General features: G+C 71.6%; 23 protein-coding genes. 11 read left to right on the plus strand and 12 right to left on the minus strand.

The features are described from left to right. Positions 1-11: 11 nt before the first annotated feature. Together ACWEGE_RS12040 and ACWEGE_RS12045 are read left to right on the plus strand one after the other, a co-directional pair. The gene (locus ACWEGE_RS12040) at positions 12-1,646 is read left to right on the plus strand and encodes a DUF7850 domain-containing protein (RefSeq protein ID WP_449660441.1); all 1,635 of its coding nucleotides are present in this window, start codon (positions 12-14) and stop codon (positions 1,644-1,646) included. After that, positions 1,643-2,320 carry an SDR family oxidoreductase gene (locus ACWEGE_RS12045; RefSeq protein WP_449660442.1) on the plus strand — a complete coding sequence of 226 codons (678 nt, stop codon included), beginning with the start codon at positions 1,643-1,645 and terminating at the stop codon, positions 2,318-2,320. Before ACWEGE_RS12040 ends, ACWEGE_RS12045 begins: the two co-directional genes overlap by 4 nt. Here the strand turns inward: ACWEGE_RS12045 and ACWEGE_RS12050 are convergent. Then, the gene (locus ACWEGE_RS12050) at positions 2,301-3,050 is read right to left on the minus strand and encodes a hypothetical protein (RefSeq protein ID WP_449660443.1); all 750 of its coding nucleotides are present in this window, start codon (positions 3,048-3,050) and stop codon (positions 2,301-2,303) included. The two genes, ACWEGE_RS12045 and ACWEGE_RS12050, sit on opposite strands and share 20 nt — an antisense overlap. A gap of 425 nt (positions 3,051-3,475) precedes the next feature. On the opposite strand from ACWEGE_RS12050, the gene ACWEGE_RS12055 reads away from it, so the two are divergent. Continuing rightward, positions 3,476-3,631, plus strand: a complete 156-nt coding sequence (locus tag ACWEGE_RS12055; RefSeq protein WP_449660444.1) for a hypothetical protein — start codon at positions 3,476-3,478, stop codon at positions 3,629-3,631. 60 nt (positions 3,632-3,691) lie between these two features. Here ACWEGE_RS12055 and ACWEGE_RS12060 read toward each other — a convergent pair whose 3' ends face one another. From ACWEGE_RS12060 to ACWEGE_RS12070, 3 genes are read right to left on the minus strand one after another with little or no spacing between them, the layout of a single operon-like run. Continuing rightward, positions 3,692-4,999 (minus strand): amidohydrolase family protein, encoded by a 1,308-nt coding sequence (locus tag ACWEGE_RS12060; protein WP_449660445.1) that lies wholly within the window; start codon positions 4,997-4,999, stop codon positions 3,692-3,694. Positions 5,000-5,022: 23 nt separating this feature from the next. Then, on the minus strand, positions 5,023-5,676 hold the full coding sequence (locus ACWEGE_RS12065) for a response regulator (RefSeq protein WP_449660446.1): 654 nt from the start codon (positions 5,674-5,676) through the stop codon (positions 5,023-5,025). Continuing rightward, the gene (locus tag ACWEGE_RS12070; RefSeq protein WP_449660447.1) at positions 5,673-7,463 is read right to left on the minus strand and encodes a sensor histidine kinase; all 1,791 of its coding nucleotides are present in this window, start codon (positions 7,461-7,463) and stop codon (positions 5,673-5,675) included. The genes ACWEGE_RS12065 and ACWEGE_RS12070 overlap by 4 nt, the downstream gene beginning before the upstream one ends. Before the next feature lie 172 nt (positions 7,464-7,635). Here ACWEGE_RS12070 and ACWEGE_RS12075 point away from each other — a divergent pair, with 172 nt between their 5' ends. Beyond that, complete coding sequence (locus ACWEGE_RS12075; protein WP_449660448.1) at positions 7,636-8,337, plus strand: ABC transporter ATP-binding protein; 702 nt, start codon at positions 7,636-7,638, stop codon at positions 8,335-8,337. Further along, the gene (locus ACWEGE_RS12080) at positions 8,334-10,577 is read left to right on the plus strand and encodes an FtsX-like permease family protein (protein ID WP_449660449.1); all 2,244 of its coding nucleotides are present in this window, start codon (positions 8,334-8,336) and stop codon (positions 10,575-10,577) included. Before ACWEGE_RS12075 ends, ACWEGE_RS12080 begins: the two co-directional genes overlap by 4 nt. A gap of 91 nt (positions 10,578-10,668) precedes the next feature. Here the strand turns inward: ACWEGE_RS12080 and trmB are convergent, their stop codons facing one another. The 6 genes from trmB to ACWEGE_RS12110 form a co-directional block, all read right to left on the minus strand. After that, positions 10,669-11,301, minus strand: coding sequence for a tRNA (guanosine(46)-N7)-methyltransferase TrmB (gene trmB, locus ACWEGE_RS12085; RefSeq protein ID WP_449660602.1), 633 nt, complete (start codon positions 11,299-11,301; stop codon positions 10,669-10,671). Between the two features lie 125 nt (positions 11,302-11,426). Next, positions 11,427-11,978 carry a hypothetical protein gene (locus tag ACWEGE_RS12090; RefSeq protein WP_449660603.1) on the minus strand — a complete coding sequence of 184 codons (552 nt, stop codon included), beginning with the start codon at positions 11,976-11,978 and terminating at the stop codon, positions 11,427-11,429. Positions 11,979-12,156: 178 nt separating this feature from the next. Beyond that, entirely contained in the window at positions 12,157-12,915 is a 759-nt protein-coding gene (locus ACWEGE_RS12095; RefSeq protein WP_449660450.1) for a hypothetical protein, read from the minus strand. Continuing rightward, a complete protein-coding gene (locus tag ACWEGE_RS12100; RefSeq protein ID WP_449660604.1) occupies positions 12,912-13,826 on the minus strand; it encodes an ATP-binding cassette domain-containing protein in 915 nt (304 codons plus the stop codon). The genes ACWEGE_RS12095 and ACWEGE_RS12100 overlap by 4 nt, the downstream gene beginning before the upstream one ends. A 99-nt stretch (positions 13,827-13,925) precedes the next feature. Continuing rightward, on the minus strand, positions 13,926-14,675 hold the full coding sequence (locus tag ACWEGE_RS12105) for an ABC transporter permease (RefSeq protein ID WP_449660451.1): 750 nt from the start codon (positions 14,673-14,675) through the stop codon (positions 13,926-13,928). A 17-nt stretch (positions 14,676-14,692) separates the two neighbouring features. Beyond that, positions 14,693-15,631: an ABC transporter ATP-binding protein gene (locus tag ACWEGE_RS12110; RefSeq protein ID WP_449660452.1), complete on the minus strand. Its 939-nt coding sequence runs from the start codon at positions 15,629-15,631 to the stop codon at positions 14,693-14,695. A gap of 197 nt (positions 15,632-15,828) precedes the next feature. Between ACWEGE_RS12110 and ACWEGE_RS12115 the strand changes: the two genes are divergently transcribed. Both ACWEGE_RS12115 and ACWEGE_RS12120 read left to right on the plus strand, forming a co-directional pair. Beyond that, positions 15,829-16,416 carry a TetR/AcrR family transcriptional regulator gene (locus ACWEGE_RS12115; protein WP_449660453.1) on the plus strand — a complete coding sequence of 196 codons (588 nt, stop codon included), beginning with the start codon at positions 15,829-15,831 and terminating at the stop codon, positions 16,414-16,416. Continuing rightward, positions 16,413-17,357 carry an SDR family NAD(P)-dependent oxidoreductase gene (locus ACWEGE_RS12120; protein ID WP_449660454.1) on the plus strand — a complete coding sequence of 315 codons (945 nt, stop codon included), beginning with the start codon at positions 16,413-16,415 and terminating at the stop codon, positions 17,355-17,357. Before ACWEGE_RS12115 ends, ACWEGE_RS12120 begins: the two co-directional genes overlap by 4 nt. Position 17,358: 1 nt before the next feature. Here the strand turns inward: ACWEGE_RS12120 and ACWEGE_RS12125 are convergent, their stop codons facing one another. Together ACWEGE_RS12125 and ACWEGE_RS12130 are read right to left on the minus strand one after the other, a co-directional pair. Beyond that, positions 17,359-18,015 carry a response regulator gene (locus ACWEGE_RS12125; protein ID WP_449660455.1) on the minus strand — a complete coding sequence of 219 codons (657 nt, stop codon included), beginning with the start codon at positions 18,013-18,015 and terminating at the stop codon, positions 17,359-17,361. Continuing rightward, positions 18,012-19,181, minus strand: coding sequence for a sensor histidine kinase (locus tag ACWEGE_RS12130; RefSeq protein WP_449660605.1), 1,170 nt, complete (start codon positions 19,179-19,181; stop codon positions 18,012-18,014). The genes ACWEGE_RS12125 and ACWEGE_RS12130 overlap by 4 nt, the downstream gene beginning before the upstream one ends. A gap of 184 nt (positions 19,182-19,365) precedes the next feature. On the opposite strand from ACWEGE_RS12130, the gene ACWEGE_RS12135 reads away from it, so the two are divergent. The 4 genes from ACWEGE_RS12135 (at position 19,366) to ACWEGE_RS12150 (ending at position 22,791) form a co-directional block, all read left to right on the plus strand. Further along, the gene (locus tag ACWEGE_RS12135) at positions 19,366-20,883 is read left to right on the plus strand and encodes a dynamin family protein (protein ID WP_449660606.1); all 1,518 of its coding nucleotides are present in this window, start codon (positions 19,366-19,368) and stop codon (positions 20,881-20,883) included. A 128-nt stretch (positions 20,884-21,011) separates the two neighbouring features. Next, the gene (locus ACWEGE_RS12140) at positions 21,012-21,659 is read left to right on the plus strand and encodes a hypothetical protein (protein WP_449660456.1); all 648 of its coding nucleotides are present in this window, start codon (positions 21,012-21,014) and stop codon (positions 21,657-21,659) included. 44 nt (positions 21,660-21,703) lie between these two features. Next, positions 21,704-22,180 (plus strand): YqeB family protein, encoded by a 477-nt coding sequence (locus tag ACWEGE_RS12145; RefSeq protein WP_449660457.1) that lies wholly within the window; start codon positions 21,704-21,706, stop codon positions 22,178-22,180. After that, on the plus strand, positions 22,177-22,791 hold the full coding sequence (locus tag ACWEGE_RS12150) for a TetR/AcrR family transcriptional regulator (RefSeq protein WP_449660458.1): 615 nt from the start codon (positions 22,177-22,179) through the stop codon (positions 22,789-22,791). Before ACWEGE_RS12145 ends, ACWEGE_RS12150 begins: the two co-directional genes overlap by 4 nt. Position 22,792 lies beyond the last annotated feature (1 nt).

Here is a 22,792-nt window from a genome sequence, read left to right on the forward strand (position 1 = left end):
ATAGTCGAAGGGTGATCTTCTCGGGGCGCACGGCGGCGGTCGCGGTGGTGGCGATCGCGGCGGCGGTCGTGCCCGCGTCCGCGTCCGTCGCCGAGGACGCGCCGCCGGTCTGCGGCGGGCTCGCCGCGAACCCGAGCGTCGAGGAAACGGCGCGGAACGGCGCACCCGACGGGTACGTCTTCAACCCGGCCGCGCCGGTCCCGCCCGGCACACCGGCCGCGAAGGTGCCGAGGCTGGCGACCGAGCAGGAGTACGCGGTCGACGGCCGGCGGGCGGCGGTCATCCAGACGCCGGACGGCAAGACCAGCACCGCGTACCAGACCGAGCGGTTCGTACCCGGCGGCGTCTACTCCCTCGGCGTCTGGACCGCTTCGCGCGCGCCGCGCTACGAACCGGCCACCGGCCTGCGGTTCTACGACGCCACCGGCACGCAGATCCAGGAGACCAAGCTCGTCGCCGACCACTACGCCGGCGACGGCGCCCTGGTCCGGCAGGACTTCCCGGCGGCGACGGCGCCGGCCAAGGCGGCGGCGGTGAAGTTCTTCGCCACGACCACCCTCGACCGGCTGCACTGGGACTGCGTCGACCTCCAGCTCGCGGCGTACTCGGTGAAGAAGGAAGTGCAGAACCCGGCGACCGGCGCGTGGGCGTCGTTCGCGACGGTCACCGCGGGCGAGACCGCGCACTACCGCATCACCGTGACCAACGAAGGCACCGAGGACCTGACGGGGATCACGGTGCAGGACCCGTGGTGCACCGGCTCGTTCGAGCCGTTCGCGCTGGCCACGGGCGCGAACCGGCAGCTGACCTGCGACCACCCGGACCTCACGGTGGCCGACAGCGGGCACGTCAACACGGCGAAGGTGACCGGCGTGCACCACCCGGGCGGCACGCTCGGCGACAAGACGGCGTCCGCGACGATCACCGTGGTGCCGCCGCCGGCCATCGCGAAGATCGGCGACTTCGTCTGGGCGGACCGCAACCGCGACGGCCTGCAGGACCCGGCCGAGCCCGGCGTCGCGGGCGTCAAGGTGACGTTGAAGGACGGCGCGGGCGGCACGGTCGGCACCGCGACGACCGACGACAAGGGCAAGTACGGTTTCGAGAAGCTGAAGGACGGCACGTACCAGGTGTGCTTCGCCGTCCCGGCGGACTTCACGGTGACCCGCCGCGACGCCGGCAGCGAGGAGCGCGATTCGGACGCCGGCCCGGACGGCTGCACCGCACCGCGCACCGTGGGCGGCCGGTCGCACGAGGACTTCGCGGTGGACCTCGGGCTGCTCGCCCCGGCGAACCGGATCGGCGACTTCGCCTGGACCGACACGAACGGCAACGGACGGCAGGACGCGGGCGAGCCGGGCCTCGCCGGCGTCAAGGCGGTGCTGAAGGACGCGGCCGGCAAGGAGCTGGCGAGCGCGGTCACGGGCCCCGACGGGTCATACGGCTTCGACGGCCTGGAGGACGGCACTTACCAGGTGTGCTTCACCGCGGACGGCCACCACCCGACGGCCAAGGACACCGGCGAGGACACGGGCGACTCCGACGCGGACCCGGCGTCCGGCTGCACGGACCCCCGCACGCTGGGCGCAGGCCATCGCGAAGACCGCACGGTGGACGCCGGCTTCGCGGCTACGGTGGGGCCATGACGGATCTTCCCCTCGCCCTGGTGACCGGCGCATCCCGCGGGATCGGCGCGGCGGTCGCCCACCAGCTGGCCCCGACGCACCGCTTGCTCCTCGGCGGCCGCGACGCCGACACACTGGCCGCGCTGGCGAAGGAACTCCCGGGCGCAAAGCCCTGGCCGGTGGAGCTGACGGACCCGGCGTCCGTGGCGGCGGCGGTCGCGGACATCGCTTCCCTGGACGTGCTGATCCACTCGGCGGGCGTGGCGCGCCTGGGCCGCATCGAGGACTCGCCTGCCGAGGCCTGGCGCGAGAACTTCGAGGTCAACACCCTGGCGGTGGTCGAGCTGACCCGCCTGCTGCTGCCGGCCCTGCGCACAGCCCGCGGCCACGTGGTGGTGATCAACTCGGGAGCGGGCCTGAACGCCCGCCCGGGCTGGTCCCCGTACGCGGCGAGCAAGTTCGCGGTCCGCGCCTTCGCCGACGCCCTCCGCGAGGAGGAAAAGGACATCCGCGTGACATCGGTGTACCCGGGCCGCACGGACACGGAGATGCAGCAGGGCATCTTCGCGGGCGAAGGCCGTGAGTACGACAGGTCGCACCTGTTGCGGGCGGACTCGGTGGCGACCGCGGTGGTGACGGCGGTGTCCGCTACTCCGGACGCCCACGTGGCGGAGGTCATTCTGCGGCCTCGCTAGCCGGCCCGGCCACGCCGCTCATGCGGTCGAGATCGAGCCGGTAGGCGTTCCGGAGCCGGTGGTAGTCATAGTCGCTCCCCTGCGGCACGCGGTTCACTTCGAGCAAGCCGTGGTGCTTGAGTTCCGCAGTACCGCGCGTCCACGTGTCGTGAGAGAGCGCGTAACTCTCCCGGCGATCGCGAACCAGGTACAGAGGCGTCGACGAATTGCCGAGACGCTCGCGAAGGGCGAACAAGACCGCGATGGCGGTTGGCGACAGATCGATGAGCCAGCCGTTCGCCCAGAAGTCCAGCGGCATCGTCAGGTAGCGGCCGTCGCGGCGCGGGTCCTGCAGCTTCTTCCCGGTACCGAGAGGGTTGAGCAGCTGGATGGCCGACGGCGCTCCAGGCCGCTTTGTGAGTTCGATGAACCGGTGATCGGCCAGCCAGCGCAGGTTGTCGCTGATTCGCCGGACCCCCGCGCCGTCTGGCCGGATACCCAGGGTGCGGGCGTACGTGTGAGGTGTCTTCGGGTTCCGGATGTCGTACGGCTGACTGGTTGCCGCCATAGTCAGCAACAAGTAGAGCTTCAGCCGGACCGCGCCGCCCCGGCCTCCTTGGATCAACCGGGCGAGAGGGGTGCTGGGCGCCGGCTTCTCGGCAGGCAGGTCGTGCTTGGTCACGAACGCCAGCGGAAACATCACGCTGCTGCTCCGCTTCGACGCCTTCACGGCGTCGGTCAGCAGCCTCATAGCTTCGGTCCGGAGCTCTGAGTCGTCCAAAGTTTCCTACCTTTGTGCTGGAGAAACAGGCCGTACGGGGGTGCCGGGGGTACCGGGGGTAAGGGAAGTTCCTTCCCGATCCAATGCAAGCGAGAAGTTGAAGCAGTGCTGGCGCTCTGATTCAACAGTCAGAAGGTTATCTGGCTACAGCAACCAGGGGATTTACCTACAGCCAGAGCGTGGATTCAGGGCTTTGACCAGCGAATATGTCTTGCTACATGCTTAAGAAGTGAAGGGCGAAGCGGCGCTCAGGATGCTCTTAGGACTCCGTGACTGCCGCTCTCCCCTTCGCACTTGCCCTACTGGCTCGCCGTGAAAGCAGGTCCTGAATGTCTTACCCGCTCGCCTCGATCCTCATGGCGCAGCCGCGTCGTCGGTGCAGGTCGATCAGTGGGATGCACGTGCTCACGCTCGTGGTCTTGACGTCCTTCGTGACGGCGCTGGTTCTGCAGGGCGTCCCGGTGGAACTCGCCGTCGGGTCCGCGATGCTGCTCGTCGGCCGGGTTCCGGCGGCTGCTTCCGTGCGCGTTCCTCCGGCCGTCGCCGGGTGACGCAGCCCTGGTTCCGGGACCTGCCGACCGGTCCCGGAACCAGGCCCGCAGCTGTCCGCGTTAGGCCCGCAGCCGCGCCGCTGTCTCCGCCACGCCGGCCTGTACCTTCGCCCGGTCCACCTTCACGGACTCCCCGCCTGCCACCACCTGCTCGCCCGCGACCCAGACATCGCGCACCCGCCGCGAGCCGGCCGCCCACACGAGGTTCGACAGCAGCTGTACGTCCGGCACGTCCAGGCCGCAGGCGAATGCCGGGTCGTCCAGGTCGATGTGCACCAGGTCGGCCCACCGGCCCGGTTCCAGCGAACCGATGTCGGACCGCCCGAGTGCCTCGGCTCCGCCGCGGGTGGCCAGCAGGAACACGTCCGCCGCCGTCAGGATCGTCGAGTCGGCCGTGGCCAGGCGGGCGAACATTGCCGCCAGCTGCAGTTCCTCCCACAGGTCGAGGTCGTCGTTGGACGCCGGGCCGTCCGTGCCCAGGCCGACGGCCACCCCCGCGGCGCGCAGGTCCGCGACTCGCGCGATGCCCGAGGCCAGCTTTGCGTTCGAGCCCGGGCAGTGCGCCATGCCGACGCCGTGGGCCGCGTACAGCGCGATGTCCGAGTCCGACAAATGGATCGAATGCGCCGCCAGCACGCGGCCGTCCAGCATGCCCAGCTCGCGCAGCAGCGCCGGCACCGAACCGTGTGACTCGCGTACCGCACGGTCCTCGGCCGCCGCCTCTGCGACGTGGATCTGCACCAGCGCACCACGCGAAGCCGCCGACTCCGCCGTGGCGCGCAGGCCCTCCGCGGACAGCATGTACGCCGAGTGCGGGCCGTAGCCCAGCTCGATGCGGTCGCCGTGGCCGAAGCGGAGGCCGTCCGTGTCGATCCAGCGCTCGATGCCGGCCAGCTGGGCCCGCCAATCGAGGCCCGGCAGCTCCATCACCGGCGGCGCGACCAGCACGCGGCCGCCCGTCGTGAGGACCGCGTCGACCAGCTGCTCGCCTTCGAAGTACATCTCGGCGCTGGTCGTGACGCCGTGGCGGAGCATCTCGACCGAGCCGAGGAGCATGCCGGTACGGACGTCCTCCGGGCGCAGCTTCGCCTCGGCCGGCCAGATGATCTCGTTGAGCCAGGGCAGCAGCGGCAGGTCGCCGCCCATGCCGCGCAGCAGCGTCATCGGGCTGTGCGCGTGCGTGTTGACCAGGCCGGGCAGCAGGATGCCGGTCAGGGTGGTGACCGGTGCGGCGGACTCGGGGGCGGTGGCCGCCGGTCCGCAGTGGGAAATGCGCCCGTCGGCGTCGACGTCGACGACCGCGTCACGGAGAAGCGAACAGGACGGGTCGGCGGGGAGAACGACAGGGGCGTGGAAACGGCGTTGCATCTCTGGATACTACGCACCCGGAATCACGAAACGACTCCGCTCCGCCACGCCCACGCCGCGGTCTCCACCCGGTTCCGCGCGCCGATCTTGCTCTGCACCGACGCCAGGTGCGTCTTCACCGTCGACAGCGACATGAACAGCTCCGCGCCGATTTCGGTGTTCGTCAGCCCGCGCGCCGCCGCCTTGACGACGTCCAGCTCGCGGGCGGTCAGCGGCTCGGACGGCGGCGGGACCTTGGCCTTCGCCGCGCCGGCCCCGTTGAAGTGCTTGAGCAGCCGCACCGTGATCTGCGGCGAGACCAGCGCGTCGCCGCGGTCGGCCGCGCGGACCGCCTCGATCAGCAGCGCCGGGCCCGCGTCCTTCAGCAGGAAGCCGTGCGCGCCGTTGCGCAGCGCCGTGTGCACGTACTCGTCGAGGTCGAACGTCGTGACGACGACCACCTTCAGCGGGTCGGTCACGTCCGGCCCGGCCAGCTGCCGGGTCACCTCCAGGCCGTCGAGGCCGGGCATGCGGATGTCGAGCAGGCAGACGTCCGGGCGCAGTTCGCGGGCCTTCGAGACCGCCGAGACGCCGTCCGCGACGTCGGCGACGACCTCGATGTCGTCCTGGGCGTCCAGGATCATGCGGAAGCCCATCCGCACCATCTCCTGGTCGTCGGCGATCAGTACCCGGATCACTCGTCCCCTTCCGCAGCCGCCAGCGGCAGCCAAGCTTCGACGCGCCAGCCGCCGTCCGGGTCCCGCCCGGCCGACAGCCGGCCCTTGAGCAGCGCGACGCGTTCGCGCATGCCGACCAGACCGTAGCCGCCCGACCCGCCGGCCGGACGGCGCGTCGTCTCCCGCCCGTCGTCCGTCACCCGCAGGTGCAACTCCTCCCCCTGCACTTCGGCGACGACGAACGCCTCGGTCGCGTCGGCGGCGTGCTTGCCGACGTTCGTCAGCGACTCCTGCACCAGCCGCAATGCCGAGCGGCCGACCTCGTGCGGCAGGTCCGGCGGCAGGTCGAGGTGCATCGACATCGTCACGCCGTGGTTGGCGCTCTCGACCAGCTTCCGCAGGTCGGCGCCCAGATCGGTGGTGGCCTGCTCGCTGAACTCGCTCGCCCCGGACGGCGCGTCGCCGCGCATCGAACGCACGAGCCGCCGCATCGCCGCGAGCGCCTCGACGCCGGCGTTTTCGATCCGGCCCATCGCGTCCACCGCGATCTGCGGGTTTTTCTCGGCCATCATCCGCGCGGCCTGCGCCTGCACGACGATCCCGGTGACGTGGTGGGCGACGATGTCGTGCAGTTCGCGCGCCAGCGCCATCCGCTCGGCGGTCTGCGCCTCGCTCACCGCGGACTGGACGGCGGTGACCCGCTCGGCGTCCCGCGAACGCAGCATCAGGCCGATGGCGATCGAGATGCCGAGCATCATCGTCGCGGCGAACGCCAGGACGGAGAGGACCTGGGGGTCGGCCTGCAGGCCTCGTGACCCGTCGGAGTTGAGGATCGCGGCGAGCGCGACGACGGCCGACAGCACACCGATCCGCGGCCACGACTGGCTCAGCCCGCGGGCGCGGGTCAGGTTCACCACCACGCCCATGCCGGCGATGACCTGCGCCACCGGCACCCCGCCGGTCATCTGGTAGTCGCCGGAGCGCAGGTGCAGGAACGGCGTGACGACCGCGGACACCAGCATGATCCCGGCGATGCCCAGTAGCGCGTCGGCGGGCCGTCGCGGCGACAGCACCGCGATGAGGGCCGCGACCAGCGAGCAGAACAGGATCGGGAACCCGCGGGCGTTGCTCGAGTACGTGTAGCCGAACTCGAACAGCAGCGCGAAGCCGAGCAGCCCCATCAGCGGCCACTGGCCCATCGCCAGCTCGTTCACCCGGCGCAGTCGGCGCGCCCGCGGGTCCGCCTGGGGGCGGCGGTCCCGGGCCGCGATGGCCGGTACCAGCGGCGCGACGAGCAGGAGCAGCCCGAACAGCAGGGCCTGGAAGCCCGTGCCGCTGTCGATTTCGCTGACACCGGAGTACCGGCCGAAGACCGCGACCAGCCCGGCGAAGACCAGGAAGCCGACCACGCAGAACGCCACGCCCGCCCGCGCCCGGCGGGCCACGTAGTAGACCATCAGCACCCCGGCCACCACTTCGGTGATCGTCACCTTCGGCAGCACGCTGGAGTACGGCGGGATGTGGAACGCGTGGATGAAGAGGGTGGAGAAGATCAGCACCCCGCCACCGGTCACCCCGGCGACGGCGGCCCGCTTCTGCGCCCACACCCCGCAGGCGGCCATCGCGAGGATGCCCGGCAGCAGGCCGAAGTCGACGAGGCGCGGCCCGTGCTCGTCGAGCGCCGCCTGCGTCGTGAAGACGACGTCGAACAGCAGCGCGGCGTAGAGCACGGCAGAGGGCACGCCGATGCGCCGCACCAGTGCGGTGGCGCGGGCGGAGACGGTTTTCGGCAGGGGCGCGGCGGGCACAACGTGACGTTACGTGATCCCCCGGCGGCCGCACCTTGGCCGAGTGGCCCGCGCTCCCTCGGCCGATCGGCCGAGGCGCACCCGGGCGGCACTGGCCGTCTGCCCGAAGTGGACACCCCCCGGTCTCGGCGAGGCTCGTCGGCATCAAGATCCGACGACAGGGAGAACTCTCGTGGACCCGAACACTCCACACGCGACGAACGGCCCGGTGCTGTCCGGCCGCGGGCTGGTGAAGCGCTACGGCAGCCAGTACGCCCTGGCCGGCATCGACATCGACATCCAGCCGCGGGACGCCGTCGCCATCGTCGGGCCGTCCGGCTCGGGCAAGACGTCGCTGCTGCACGTCCTGGCCGGCATCCTCCGCGCCGACGACGGGCAGATCTTCCTGGACGGCCGGCGGATCGACCACCTCGGCGAGAAGAAGCGCAGCGAGCTGCGCCGCACCGAGTTCGGGTTCGTCTTCCAGTCGGGGATGCTGGTGGCCGAGCTGTCGGCCGAAGAGAACGTCGCGCTGCCGTCGCTGCTGGCCGGGCTCGGGCGCAAGGAGGCCATCGACGCCGGCCGCGACTGGCTGTCCCGCCTCGGCCTGGCCGGCAAGGAAACCCGCCGCCCCGGCGAGCTGTCCGGCGGCGAGGCCCAGCGCGTCGCCATCGCCCGCGCGCTGACCCACCGGCCGAAGGTCATCTTCGCCGACGAGCCGACCGGCGCGCTCGACACGCGCACCGGCCGCGAGACGATGGACGCCCTCCTCGGCGCCGCCCACGAGACCGGGGCCGCGGTGATCGTGGTGACCCACGACCGCGAGCTGGCCGAGTCGATGCCCAAGACCGTCGCCATCCGGGACGGCCTGATCGCGACGAGGCTGGCGGCGTGAATTCCCTCCAGATCGCCCTGCGGGTGCTGCGGGTCGACCGGCGGACCCGGACGTCGGCGATCCTCACCGTGGTCGGCGTGGCCGTCGCGACCGGGCTGGTGCTGCTGCTGGCGACGCTGCCGTTCGCCACCCAGAACCGCGAGCAGCGTGCCCTCTGGCAGGGCGAGCACCACGTCGGCTACCAGCTCGACGGCCAGCGGAAGATGCTGTTCAACGCGGCCACGGACTACTTCGACGGGCAGCAGATCGTCCGCGTCGACGTGGCGCCGGTCGCCGGGGCCGGGTCGATCGCCTTGCCGCCGGGCGTGCCGCAGCTGCCGGGGCCGGGTGAGACCGTCGTGTCGCCCGCGCTCGGCCGGCTCCTGCAGGCGCACCCGGCCAACCAGCTCGGCGACCGGTTCGGCAAGCCCGTCGGCGCGCTCGGCGAGGACGCCCTCCGCTTCCCGGAACAGCTCGTCGCGCTCGTCGGGCACACGCCGGACGCGATGCCGCAGAACGCGTACCCGCTGGCGGGCTTCCCGAGCGGCAAGGCGAGCGCGGACCCCCTGCTCATGCTGCTGTCCTGGGTCGGGATCATCGTCCTGCTGGTGCCCAGCCTGGTGCTGGTCGCGTCGTCGGCGCGGCTGACCGCGGCCCGGCGGGAACGGCGGCTCGCCGCGATCCGGCTGGCCGGGGCCACGCCGGGACAGGTCACGAACATGGTGGCCGCCGAGACGACGTTGTCGGCCGGGATCGGCGCGCTGCTCGGGTTGCTGATCAGCCCGGCGCTGCACGGCCTCGCGTCGTTCGTGCCGTGGGCCGGCGGCACCTGGCTGGCGTCCGACTTCGCGCTGCCGATCGGCCTGACGGTGTTCATCGTCCTGGCCATCCCGGTGCTGGTGGTGCTGGCCGGCGTGCTCGGCCTGCGCCGCGTCCTCAAGAACCCGCTGTTCGCGACCGGCGGGCACACGAAGAAGCCGCTGCACTGGTGGCGGCTGCTGGCGCTGCCCGCGGCCGGTGCGTTCTTCCTCATCGCCGTGACGACGGTGAAGGAGACCGGCGGCATCGGGCTGGTCATGGCGGGCCTGTTCTTCCTGGTCGGCTCGGCCGCGATCGTCGGGCCGTGGGTGACGTCGGCGGTCGGCGGCACGTTCGTCCGGATCTGGCGGCGCCCGTCCGCGCTGCTCGCCGGCCGCCGCCTGCGTGACGACCCGAAGGGCGCCTACCGCGCGTCCGCCGGCATCGTGCTGGCGGTGTTCGCCGGGTCGATGGCGCTGACGCTGCTGCCGACGTTCGAATCGATGACCGGCGGCGGCCGGTCCTACGTCGACTCGGTGCTCTACGTCGACGCCACCGACCAGGACGCGGGCCGGCTCGTCGACCAGACCAACGCGGCCCTGCAGAAGTACGGCCAGAGCGAGAAGGCGGTCGCCGTCGGCGAGGTCTACCTGGTGAAGGGCCAGGCACCCAACCGGTACGGCCACCGCGCGCTCGTGATGACCTGCGCCGACGCCGTCAAGCTGACCCGCTACGGCCTCACGCCGGAGAACTGCGCGGGCGGCCCGGCCGTCTTCGGTGACTCGGCGGTCGACCTGGCGCAGTACAAGTTCGCCACGAACTGGGAGGGGCAGGCGCTGACCGCGAAGTCGGGGACGCGGGTGGAAGCCGTGCACCCCCGTGACGCGGACCTGTCGGAAACGCTGATCGTCGATCCGGCCACGCTGCCGGACGGGCTCACGCCGACGGACTACACGGTCGTCGTGCCGACCACCGACGCGAACCGCGAGATCGTCCGGACGGCGCTGGCCGGCCCGGCGGCGGGCGCGGAGATCGGCAGCCGCGACCAGCGCCTGTACAACCAGCAGAGCGAGCTCGGCGACCTGCGCCGGGTCACGGTGATCGGGCTGGTCGCGGCCGGGATCCTGGCCGGCTGCAGTGCCGCGGTCGCGACCGCGGGCTCGGTGATGGACCGGCGCCGCACGTTCGGCGCGCTGATGGCGGCGGGCACCCCGGTGCGGGTGCTGGCGAGGGCGCTGCGGATGGAAGCCGCGCTGCCGGCTCTGGTCGCCACCATCGGGGCGGGAATCGTCGGGGTGGGAGTCGGCGTTGGGCTCTACAGCATGGTCGACGAGCGGGGCATCGTGCTCAGCCCGTGGCTGCTGGCGCCGGTGGTGCTCGGGGTCGGGGTGGCCCTGCTCGGCGCGTCGGTCTGCACACCCGCGCTGAAGCGGGTCCAGGCCGAGCCGCTGGCCGACGAATGAGGCGTCCGCCCCTCTGTCGGGGGAGGGGCGGATACCGGGGGTAGTGAGCTGAAGGGGACTCTCTCCGCAGGGGATCCGGGGAGAGTTCCCTTCAGCGCTTTTCGAAGATCAGGTCGTGCGAGACGCGGCCTTCGACGTCGGCGCGCTGCTCGAACTTGGTCACCGGCCGCCACTCCGGCCGCGGCGCCCAGCCGTCGTACCGGTTCTTCAGCGCCGGCTCCGCGGAGCAGACCTCGAGCATCTGCTCGGCGTAGTTCTCCCAGTCGGTCGCCATGTGGAAGGTGCCGCCGGGCGCGAGCCGGGAGGCCACGAGCGCGGCGAACGACGGCGACACGATCCGCCGCTTGTGGTGCTTCTTCTTCGGCCACGGGTCGGGGAAGAACAGCCGCACGCCGTGCAGCGAATCCGGCTTGACGTGCTCGGTCAGCAGCACGACGGCGTCGCCGTGCAGCAGCCGCAGGTTCTCGACGCCCAGCTTTTCGGCGCGCAGCATCAGCTGGCCGAGCCCCGGGTCGTAGACCTCGGCCGCGACGTAGTTGAGCTCCGGCGCCGCGGCGGCCAGCTGCGAGGTCGTCTCGCCCATGCCGGAGCCGATCTCCAGCATCACCGGCGCCTCGCGGCCGAACCACGCGGTGAAGTCGAGCGGCCCTTCGGGCAGCTCGCCCACCGTGCGGCCCAGCCGCGGCCAGTGCTCTTCCCACGCCCGCTGCTGCCCGACGGTCATCCGGCCACCGCGCTTGACGTAACTGACCACGCTGCGCAGCCGACGTCCGTCCTCTTTGTCCACGGACAGAATGTAGCCGGGCGCGCAGCGCCTCCGTTGAGGGTGGTGGTGGGGGCATGGATGGACTAACGAATGGCCTCGATCACCCCGAGACGTGACCGGAGTCCGGCGAGCCCGGCGATCGGGATGGGATCCGGCGTCCGGCCGGTGTGCGCCGGCAAGACGTCGATCCAGCCTTCGTGCCGGTCGGTGTTCATCACCGTCGTCGGAATCGCGTGTCCCGATTTGCCGCGTTCGGACGGCATGAACTCCCAGTAGCCGGATTCGCCGTCCGCGGCCCACGGGACGAATTCCCATCCCGGTCGTCTGCCGAGCAGTTGCGCGATCCGGTCCTCGACGCGGAAACCCTGTTCCCGGGAATCGAGCTTGCCGTCGGCGACCGCGCGCAGCCACCACGGCGCGGGGATCGGGCCCGCCATCCCGGCCGAAGCGCGGAACAGGGCCAGGACGCTGTCCTCGGGCGCGCGGTGCACCCACGCGCGGCGCAGTTCGGACGGCGTCGCTGCCGTCATGGCGGTCTGCGGGAGTTCGATCGCCCGCGACCATTCGAGGTCCAGCATGGGTTCGAGCCGGGGAGCGTCGTCTTCGACGCGGGCTCGGGGAATCGTGCCGCCCAATTCTTGCCCGGTGTCCACCGTCAAGATTCACCTCCAGGGGGGAGTTCAGACGGGTCCGGTGCTCTCACTTATGAATCTTGCCTGGTCGTAGCAGTATGTCCGGTGCCTGTGAGGGAAGCCACAGCTGTTTCACCTTTTGTTAACAAGCTTTTTTGCGGTATTGAGACCGCGGTCACGCTCAGGCGTCGCGTCGTGCCGTCACGAGCACGCCGGCCACGTACAGGGCAACGGTGATGGCCGCGAAGTAACCGAGGTAGCCCCACGGGCTCAGCGGCGCGGCCGGCAACCCGAGCGGCCCCGCGGTGAACCCGCCCGCCCCGACGAACTCGTCGGCGGCGTGGAACGGCATCCACTGGTAGGCGTACTTGCCGAAGCCCGGGATGAAGATCAAGATGCCTTCGAGCACCTGGGTCCACACGATCACCACGGTCAGCGCGAAGGCGACGCTGCGCAGCAGGAGCGCCACGCCGACACCGGCCACCGCGGTGAACAGGAAGACCAGGCTCTGGCCGAGCACCGAGCGCCAGTCGGCGGCCGTGTGCAGCGCGAGGTCGGCGTCCGGCCGCACCAGTGACGCCAGCCCCCAGGAACCGAAGCCGATGACCAGCCCGAGCACCGCGCCCACCGCGCCGACGACCACGACCTTGGCCAGCAGCGCGGGCACCCGGCCCGGCACCGCCTGGAAGGTCAGCCGCATGGTGCCCCAGTTGAACTCCGATGCGGTCGCCAGCACGGCCAGGACGAGCAGCACGGTCCGGCCGTTACCGGTGACGAGCTGGGTGTTGCCGACGGTCGACGGGACCTCCGGGCCAGCCAGCCCGAAGAACACCGCGGTCAACGCGAGCGACGCGACGATCGCGATGGTCAGGCACCACAGCGGCGCCCGCGTGCTGAAGAGCTTGATGCGCTCGGCGCGCAGGAGGTCGCTGGTGGTCATCGGGAGGCCTCCGGGGACGGCACCGCGAACTCGACGGCGTCGCGGGTGAGGTCGAGGTAGGCCTGCTCGAGCGAGCCGGTGATCGGGCTCAGCTCGTGCAGGGTCGCGCCGGCGTCGAAGGCGAGCTGCCCGATCCGGTCACTGTCCACCCCGGACACCAGGAAGGCGCCGTCGGCTTCGGTGAACTCGGCCTGCCCGGTCAGCGCCGCGCGCAGCCGGTCGGAGTGCGGGGTGCGGACGCGGACGCCGTGTTCACTCGTCTGTGCGATGAAGTCGTCCATGGTGCCCTGGTAGATGAGCCGGCCGCGGCCGATCACCACGAGGTCCTGCGCGGTCTGCGCCATCTCGGGCAGCAGGTGGCTGGAGACGAACACGGTCCGGCCCTCGTCGGCCAGCGCGTGCAGCAGCCGGCGGATCCAGGCCATGCCCTCGGGGTCGAGGCCGTTGACCGGCTCGTCGAACAGCAGCACGCGCGGGTCGCCGAGCAGGGCGGCGGCGATCCCGAGCCGCTGCTGCATGCCGAGCGAGTACTGCAGCACTCGCGTCTTGCCGACGCTGGTCAGCCCGACCAGCGCGAGCACCTCTTCGACGCGCTTGTCCGGGATGCCGTTGGTCGCGGCCAGCCAGCGCAGGTGGTCGCGCCCGCTGCGGCCGGGGTGGCGCCAGGTGGCGTCCAGCATCGCGCCGACCGTCCTCAGTGGATCTTTCAGCTGCCGGTACGGGACGCCGTCGACGAGCACCCGGCCGCCGTCGGGGCGGTCGAGGCCCAGGACCAGCCGCATGGTCGTGGACTTGCCCGCCCCGTTCGGGCCGAGGAAGCCGGTGACCCGCCCCGGCTTCGCGGTGAACGTCAATTCGTTGACCGCGGTGGTGGCGCCGTACCGCTTGGTCAGTGCTGCCGCTTCGATCATGGGCTCCCCCATCCGTCGAGGCGAGCCTACTGCGAAACACCGGATCCGGGTCGCCCCCCGACAGCGCGACCCGGATCCGGTGTTTTCCCCTGTTTCCCCTCAGGCGTCCCGCTTCTTCGCGACCCCGAGCGCGACGAGCAGGAACACGAGCGCGATGCCGGCGAAGTACGCCAGCGCCCAGCCGGGGCTCAGCGGGGAGTCCGACGGCGCCGGGCCGTCGACCACCGCCGAGCCGCGGAGGAACTTGTTCGCCACGTTGAACGGCAGCCATTCGTGGATGTGGTGCCCGATCTTCGGGATCAGCTGCACCAGCTCTTCGACGGCCAAGTAGTAGATGAGCAGCAGGGCGATCGCCCCGGCGCTGTGCCGGATGAGGACCCCGAGCGCCACCGCGAGCACGGCGCTGATCGCGAACACCGGGCCGAGCCCGGCGACGTTCAGCCAGTCCTGGGTGGTGTGCAGGCCCAGTCCGTCGTTCGGCCGCATGAGCATGGCGAGGCCCAGTGCGCCGAACGCGCCGATCTCGCCGATCACCAGCGCCACCAGCGCGACGACGACGGCCTTGGCGACCAGCGCCGGCGAGCGGTGCGGCACGGCCTGGAACGTCGTGCGGATGGTGTTGAAGCGGTATTCGGTGGTCACCGCGAGCGCGGCGAGCACCATGACGACGGCGATGCCGAACTGGGAGCCGCCGAACTGGGTGGCCGACAGCGCGATGGGTGCGTCGGCGGGCGACGCGCCGGCCAGGATGGCGGCGAAGCCGACGGACAGGGCGATGGTGATGAGCGCGCACCACCACGGCGATCGGGTGCTGAACAGTTTGATGCGTTCGACCGCGAGCAGGTTCATGATCTTGGTTTCCCCGGTTACTTGGCGGACTCGAGCACGTGCTGCGCCTCGGCGTCGAGACCGGTGTGGTACTCGACGGAGTCGCCGGTGATCGACATGAAGGCCTGCTCGAGCGAGCCGGTCTGCGGGCTCAGCTCGTGCAGCACGATCCGGTTGGCGGCGGCGATCTCGCCGATCTTGTCGCTGTCCATCCCGGACACCACGAGCGCGTTCCCCTCGTCGGCGACCCCGGCGCTGGCGCGCTGCAGGGCGGTACGGAGCTCGGCCAGCTGCGGCGAGCGCACCTTGACCGTGTTCTCCGCCGCGCGGGCGACGAAGTCTTCGGTGGAGGACTGCGAAATCAGCTGCCCGCGGCCGATCACCACGAGGTTGCTCGCGGTCAGCGCCATCTCCGAAAGCAGGTGGCTCGACACGAACACCGTGCGGCCTTCTTCGGCCAGCCGGTGCATGAACTTCCGGATCCAGAGGATGCCCTCCGGGTCGAGGCCGTTCACCGGCTCGTCGAACAGCAGCACCTCGGGGTCGCCGAGCAGGGCGGCCGCGATGCCGAGCCGCTGCGACATGCCGAGCGAGAACCCGCCGGCGCGCTTGTTCGCGACGCTGGTCAGGCCGACCGTCTCGAGCACCTCGTCGACGCGGGTGGCCGGGATGCGGTTGGACTTCGCCATCCACAGCAGGTGGGCGCGCGCCGAGCGGTTCGGGTGCACCCACTTCGCGTCGAGCAGCGCGCCGACGGTGCGCAGCGGCTCCTTGAGGTCGTGGTACTTCTTCCCCCCGATGGTGACCTGGCCGCCCGTCGGGTTGTCCAGGCCCAGGATCATCCGCATGGTGGTGGACTTGCCTGCCCCGTTCGGACCGAGGAAGCCGGTGACCTGGCCCGCGGACACGGAGAAGGACAGGTTGTTCACCGCCAGTGTCTTTCCGTACCGTTTGGTGAGGCCCGTTGCCTCGATCATGACTGCTCCTCTTCCGCCCCTCGCTTACGACGCGTTCATCGTCGCGGGTCGGGGATGGTTTGCGCGTCACCCTGGAGGCCGAACCGCTCCCCCTACCTGAGTAGTACCTTGCTGGCTCTTCGGCCGATGCGCGATCCGTGATGACCCTGAGTCGACCCTGATTCGACGGCATTAATGAACTGTGGTTCAATAATGCCGTGGCCCGGCCGAGGAGCATCACCGACGAGCGGCTGCTGGCCGCGGCGGAGACCGTGATCGGCCGCTGCGGCCCCGGTTTCACGTTGGCGCAGGTCGCGGCGGAAGCCGGGGTTTCGGTCGGCACGGTCGCGCAGCGGTTCGGCTCGAAGAGCGGCCTGCTGCAGGCGATGAGCCGGCGAGCCACGCGGCGGGCGGTCGAGCAGATGCGGGCGTGCGCCGAGCGGACCGGCGACCCGGTCGGCGGCCTGCGCGCCGCGGCGGTGTCGGTCTACGCGGTGCTCGGCGACGCCGAAGAGGCGGCGAACCACCTGGGCCAGCTCGGCGTGGACATCGGCGACCCGGTGCTGCGGTCGTTGCTGGGCGAGCACTTCACGGCGGTCGAGGAAGAACTGCGGCGGCTCGTGCGCGCGGCGGCTCCCTCGTTGCCGCACGCGCCGAGCGTGCCGCGGGCGGCCCGGGTCGTGCTGGACGTGATCAACGGGGTGTCGATCGACTGGTCGATCCGGCCGCACGGGCGGCTGGCCGACCGGCTGGCGGAGGACGTCGACGCGGTCTTGGCCGCGTGGCGGGGACGGGACGGTTCATGAGTGAGCTTGCGAACGAATCGAATTCCACACCGAGTCTCGAAGGCAAGGTCGCGGTGGTCACCGGGGCGACTCGCGGGTGTGGCCGGGCGATCGCGGTGGAGCTGGGCCGCGCGGGCGCGACGGTGTACGTCACCGGCCGCACGACGCGCGAAACGGTGTCGCCGATGAAGCGCCCGGAGACGATCGAAGAAACGGGCGAGCTGGTCGAGGCGGCGGGCGGCAAGGCGGTGGTCGTCCGCTGCGACTTCACCGAACAGTCCGATGTGGACGCCTTGCGGGCCCGCATCGAGTCCGAAGTGGACGGAATCGACATCCTGGTCGACGACGTCTGGGGCGGCGACATGTACTTCCACTTCGACGCGCCGTACTGGGAGACGCCGCTGGAGGACGCGCTCACCCTGACGCACAACGCCCTGGACACGCACCTGATCGCGTTGCACAAGCTCCTGCCGCTGGTGGTCGCCCGGCGCGGGCTCGTCCTCGAGGTGACCGACGGCGACAACGACGACTACGTCGGCGCGGGCCTCCCCTACTACCTGGCCAAGTGCGGCATCCGCGCGCTCGGCCGGGCGCTCGGCGTGGAGCTGAAGAAGAACGACTGCGTCGGCCTCGCCGTCACGCCGGGGTTCCTGCGTTCGGAGTCGATGCTCGACCACTTCGAGGTCACCGAAGAAAACTGGCGCGACGCGGTCGGCAAGCTCGCCCCGGTCGACTTCAAGATCTCCGAGACGCCGTACCTGCTGGCCCGCGGCGTCGCGGCCCTCGCGCAGGACCCGGAGGTCGCCCGCTTCGCCGGCCAGACGCTGGCTTCCTGGACGCTGATGAAGGAGTACGGCTACACCGACGTCGATGGCGACCGCCCGGACTTCGGCCGGTGGCTCACCGAAGTCCGCAACGCGGGCAAGGACCCGGCCACCACCCCGCCGGACGGCTTCCGCTGATTCAGCCGAGGCCGGGGCGCGCGAGACCGGTTTCGTAGGCCAGCACCACGGCCTGCACCCGGTCCCGCAGCTCCAGCTTCGCCAGGATCCGCCCGACGTGCGTCTTCACCGTCGCCTCGGACAGGAACAGCGCCTCGGCGATCTCCAGGTTCGACATGCCCTTGGCGATCAGCACGAGCACTTCGCGCTCGCGGTCGGTGAGCACGTCCAGCTCGGCGGTGTCCCGCATCGGCGGGCCGCCGGTGCCGACGAACCGGTCCAGGAGGCGGCGGGTCACCGACGGCGAAACCACCGCGTCGCCCGAGGCCACCGCGCGCAGCGCCGACACCAGGTGGTCGGGCTGGGTGTCCTTGAGCAGGAACCCGCTCGCCCCGCCCTGCAGCGCCGCGTAGACGTACTCGTCGAGGTCGAACGTCGTCATCACCAGCACGCGCGCGGTGCCGTCGGCGACGATCCGCTTGGTCGCCTCGACGCCGTCGAGCACCGGCATCCGGACGTCCATCAGCACGACGTCGGGACGCAGCCGCGCGGCCAGCTCGATGGCCTGCGCGCCGTCGCCCGCCTCGCCGACGACGTCGATGTCGGCCTGCGCACCCAGCACCATCCGGAACCCGACGCGCATCAGTTCCTGGTCGTCGACGACCACCACCCGGATCACTTGTCCAACCTAACCGGCAGGGCCGCGCGGACCTGCCACCCTCCGCCCGGAGCCGGGCCCACGTCCAACGTTCCGCCGTACACGTGCGCGCGTTCGCGCATGCCGATCAACCCGTTCCCGCCCGGCAGCCTGCGCTCGCCCCGCCCGGCCGGGACGAGCTGCCCGGCGCCGTCGCCGTCGTCGGACACCAGCACCTCCACCAGGTCGCCGGTGCGCTGGACCCGCACCGAAGCGGTCGCGCCGCGCCCGGCGTGCTTGAGCGTGTTCGTCAGCGACTCCTGCACGATCCGGTAGATCCCCAGCGAGACGCCGGCCGGCAGGTCGCCCAGCTCGCCGAGCTCCAGCTGCACCGGCACCCCGGCGGTGCGCATCCGGTCGGCCAGCTCGGCGAGGGCGTGCGCGTCCGGCTGCGGGACGCGGGGCTCGCCGTCCGCGTCGTCGCTGCGGAGCACGTCGAGCAGGCGCCGCAGTTCGCCGAGCGCGCCCCGGCCGGTTTCGGAAATCGTTTGCAGGGCGCGCTGAGCGAGCTCGGGGTTGCTCTGGAGCGCGTAGGACGCGCCGTCGGCCTGCACGACCATGACGCTCACCGCATGCGCGACGACGTCGTGCAGCTCGCGCGCGATCCGCCCGCGCTCCTCGGCCACCGCGATCCGGGTGGCCTGGTCCCGTTCGGTCTCGAGCAGGTGCAACCTGGCCTCCACTTCCACGTCGTAGGCGCGCCGGGCCCCGACGAACTCGCCGAGGGTCCAGCACAGGGCGATCCCGAACGCGAGGAACAGCGCCGAGAGGATGATCTCCGACTCCGGGCCCAGCGCCAGCATCAGCGCCGAGCCGGCCACGACCGCGCCGACGTACACCAGCCCCTGCCGCCGCCCGGCGTAGACGACGACCGAGTAGATGCTCATCGCGAGGCCGGCGATGCTCGAGATGCCCAGCTCCAGCGTCGCGTGCACGACGCCGATCACCAGCACGACGTAGGCCGACCACAGCGGCGACCGCCGCCGGAACACCAGCGGCAGGATCATCGCGACCTCCACCGGCACGGTGACGTACCAGGGCGGCAGCCCGGTGCCCTCGTCCAGGCCGCCGGCGGCGATCAGCAGCAGGTCGAACAGGCCGAGCAGGACGGCGAGCACCGAGTCGCCCGCCATGGGGTGGGCACGCATCCAGAGGCTCAGCCGTCGCACCACACAACCCTAGGTCGCGCCGCGGGGACCGCGCGTCGGTCGCCGGTACCACCTTCGGTGCGACCTGCGGATGACCTACATGGCACGATTCAGGGGTCGTCCGTATGTCGGGAGGGGGGCCGTGACGTCACCGGAGCAGGGCCGGCTCGCGGGTCCGCTGTCGATGTCGGTGGCCAACCTGTGCCACCGCCTGCAGCCGCAGGTCTCCGCGCGCACCGCCGCCGGGTTCGCCGAGGTGCTGCGCCGGCTCGGCGCGCCGCTGCAGGTGGCCGTGGCCGGCCGGATCAAGTCGGGCAAGTCCACGCTGGTCAACGCGTTGATCGGGCGCCGGGTCGCGCCGACCGACATCGGCGAGTGCACGCGGCTGGTGACCCGGTTCCAGTACGGCACGGTCGACCGCGTCGAGATCGTCTTCACCGACGGCCGCAAGCAGGTGCTCCCGTTCGCCTCCGACGGCATGATCCCCGCCGAGCTGGGCGTCGACATCGAACAGGTGTCGCACATCGAGGCGTACCTGACCAACGCCGTCCTCCAGGGCATGACGGTGATCGACACCCCGGGCCTCGGCTCGCTCGACGCCGCGTCGGTGTCCCGCACCGAGCAGCTGCTGGGCGCGGCGAAACACCGCAAGGAAGAAGACGGCGAAGAGGGCTCCGACGAGCTCGACGACACCTCCCGCAACGCCGTCGCGGGCGCCGAAGCCGTCCTGTACGTCGTCACGCAGGGCGTTCGCGCGGACGACCAGCAGGCCCTCGCCGCCTTCACCGCGGCCACCGCGAGCCGGGAGGCGGGCCCGGTCAACGCGATCGCCGTGCTCAACAAGGCCGACACCATCGCGCCCGAGTCCGTCGAAGGTTCCGGCGGCGACGTCTGGAAGGCCGCGACCCTGCTCGCCGAGAAGCAGGCGTCGACGTTGAAGCCGCGGGTCGCCGACGTGCTGCCGGTGATCGGGCTGATCGCCGAATCCGCCGAGTCCGGCGGGTTCACCTCCGCCGACGCCGAGGCCCTGCGGCAGCTCGCCCAGCTCGACGACGACGTCCTGCAGACCATGCTGATCTCGGCCGACATCTTCACCAGCTGGGAGTGCGACGTCCCGGCGGGCACGCGGCTGCGGCTGCTGGAGAAGCTCGACCTGTTCGGCATTTCCCACGCCGTCGAGGCCATCCGCAAGGAACCGGAGATCACGGCGGGCGCGCTGCGGCGGGCGCTGCTCGACGCGTCCGGCCTCGAAGCCGTCCGCCAGCGGCTGTCGGTCGTGTTCGCCGCCCGCGCCGACGGCATCAAGGCGGCCGCCGCGCTGGCCTCGGTGACCGCGCTCTCGCACGCCTCGGCCGATCCGGCGGAGCGCCAGCGCGTCCACGACGCCATCGAGGTGCTGCTCGCCAAGCCCGAAGCCCACCAGCTGCGGCTGCTCGAAGCGCTGACGCTGGTCGCCTCGGGCGCGGTCGACATGCCGGAGGACCTGTCCGAAGAGGTGCTGCGGGTCGGCAGCAACGCCGACATCGGCGCCCAGCTCGGCAAGCCCGGCGCCCCGCGCCCGGAGCTGGCCGCGCACGCGCTCGAGCGCGCGGGCTGGTGGCGGTCGTTCGCGTCCTTCGGCGCGACGCCGGCGCAGAGCCGCGTCGCGCACGTGGTGCACCGGGCCTACTTCCTGATCTGGCAACAGCTCCGCGAAGCGTGAATCTTGTGGGGGTGCAACCCCCACACCCCGCCCGGGGGGCTCCGCCCCCACGGACCCCCCAAAGCGTGGTGTTGTTTCTGGTTGCCGACTTCCGCTGGTGAGACGCTTCTTCCGCGTACTGTTGAGTCGTGCGCCTAGAAAACACGACATCCTGGCGAGCCGGCTGGAGCAGCGAGACCGAGGTCGACGTCGCGCTGTACATCCGGGACGCCCTGGCACTGTCCGTTTCCGAGGGACAGGTGCTGCCGCCGGTGGAGCCGCAGGTCCCGGTGCACGTCCCGGCCGGGCTCGACCGGGCGGCCGTCCAGGCGCAGTGGGCCGACTGGTGGGTCGACCTGCTGGCCTTCCTCCGCAACCGCGAGGACCCGGACCCGCGCAGCCCGCGCACCCGCTACGGCAGGCCCGCGCTCGCGCCGGGGTCGGTGATGCGGCAGGCGGTCGAGTTCTTCGGGCAGGCCGCGGCCCGCCACTTCGCCAACGCCCGCGGCCCCGCCCTGCGCGGCACCAGCGAGCCGTCCGGCAACAACCCGTGGGCCCCCGGCTTCTACCGCCGCCAGATCGTGGCCGGCGAGCGGCTCGGCCAGCTGGTGCGCGAGGCGGAGGTCAAGCAGGGCCGCCGCGCCTACCCCTTCCGCTTGAACGTCATCGAGATCTCGGTTGCCGGTTCGATCTGGCTGCGCACGGCCGAAGACCAGCTGCTGGTCTCCTCCCGCCTCGCCGAAAACGGCCCCGGCCTCGAAGCCGTCCTCCGCGAGGTCATCGACGAACTCGTCTGACCCCCGATCCCCATAAACCGAGCGCTCGGTCTGATAATGGCGGCATGGAGACGACCGTCGACGAGCCGTCGTGGCTGCGCACCGGGTCCTGGGTCGGCTGCCCCCTCATCGGGGGCGCGCTCGGCGTGGGCGTCTGGGCCATCGCCGCGTGGGTGAGCGACCTGCCCGCCTTCCCGTTCCAGGGCGTGTTCAAGGTGCTCACCAAGCTGCCCCAGCCGTGGGCGACGCTGGCCGCGGTCGGCGGCGGGCTCGTGCTCGGGCTGGTGTTCGCCGTGATCTGGGCCCACGAACGGCTCGTCGTCACGGTGTCGCCGACCCGGGTCACCCTGGTCCGCGGCGACAAGACCCGTCGCATCGAGGCCGACCTCGAAGCCGTCTACCTCGACGGCAAGGAGCTCGTCCTGCGCACCACCGACGGCCGGGAGATCGCCCGCGAGAAGACCGACCTCACGGGCCGCGAGCTGGCGCCCGCCTTCGCCGAGCACGGCTACCCCTGGCAGGACGAGCCGGTCGAGCGATGAGGACCGTCGACCCGGCCAAGCACGCGGCCAAGCGCCGCGCGATCGTCGACGCCGCCGCCGGGTGCTTCGCCGAGAAGGGCTTCGAACGGACGACGACGGCGGACATCTGCCGGGCCGCGGGCATCAGCTCCGGCAGCCTCTTCCACTACTTCCCCAGCAAGCGCGCGGTGTTCACGGCGATCTTCAGCGACGACGCCGCCGAGACGGCCGGGCGTCTCGAAGCCGCGGCGAAGACCGACGATCCGCTGACCGCGCTGCTCGACGTCGTCGCCGAGCTGGCCGGCCAGGTCGCGCACCCCGCGATCGCCCGGCTCGTGCTGGAAGCCGCCGCGCAGGCCGCCCGCGACGACGACTTCGCCGAGCTGGTCCGCCGCAACGACCACGCGCTGCGGGACGGCCTGGCCGTCCTGGCCGCCCGCGCCGCCGCGGCCGGTCAGATCGACCCCGGTGTCGCGCCGCGCGCGGTCGCCGGCTGGCTGGCCGGGCTGGTCGACGCGATGATCTCGCGGGCCAGTCTCGATCCGGACCTCGATCTGCCCGCCGAACTGGCGATCCTCCGGACGATCCTGATCCGGTTCCTTCGTCCGGTTTCGCCACCGGCGGGCGGCTGAG

The organism is Amycolatopsis sp. NPDC004747 (genome assembly GCF_053601335.1).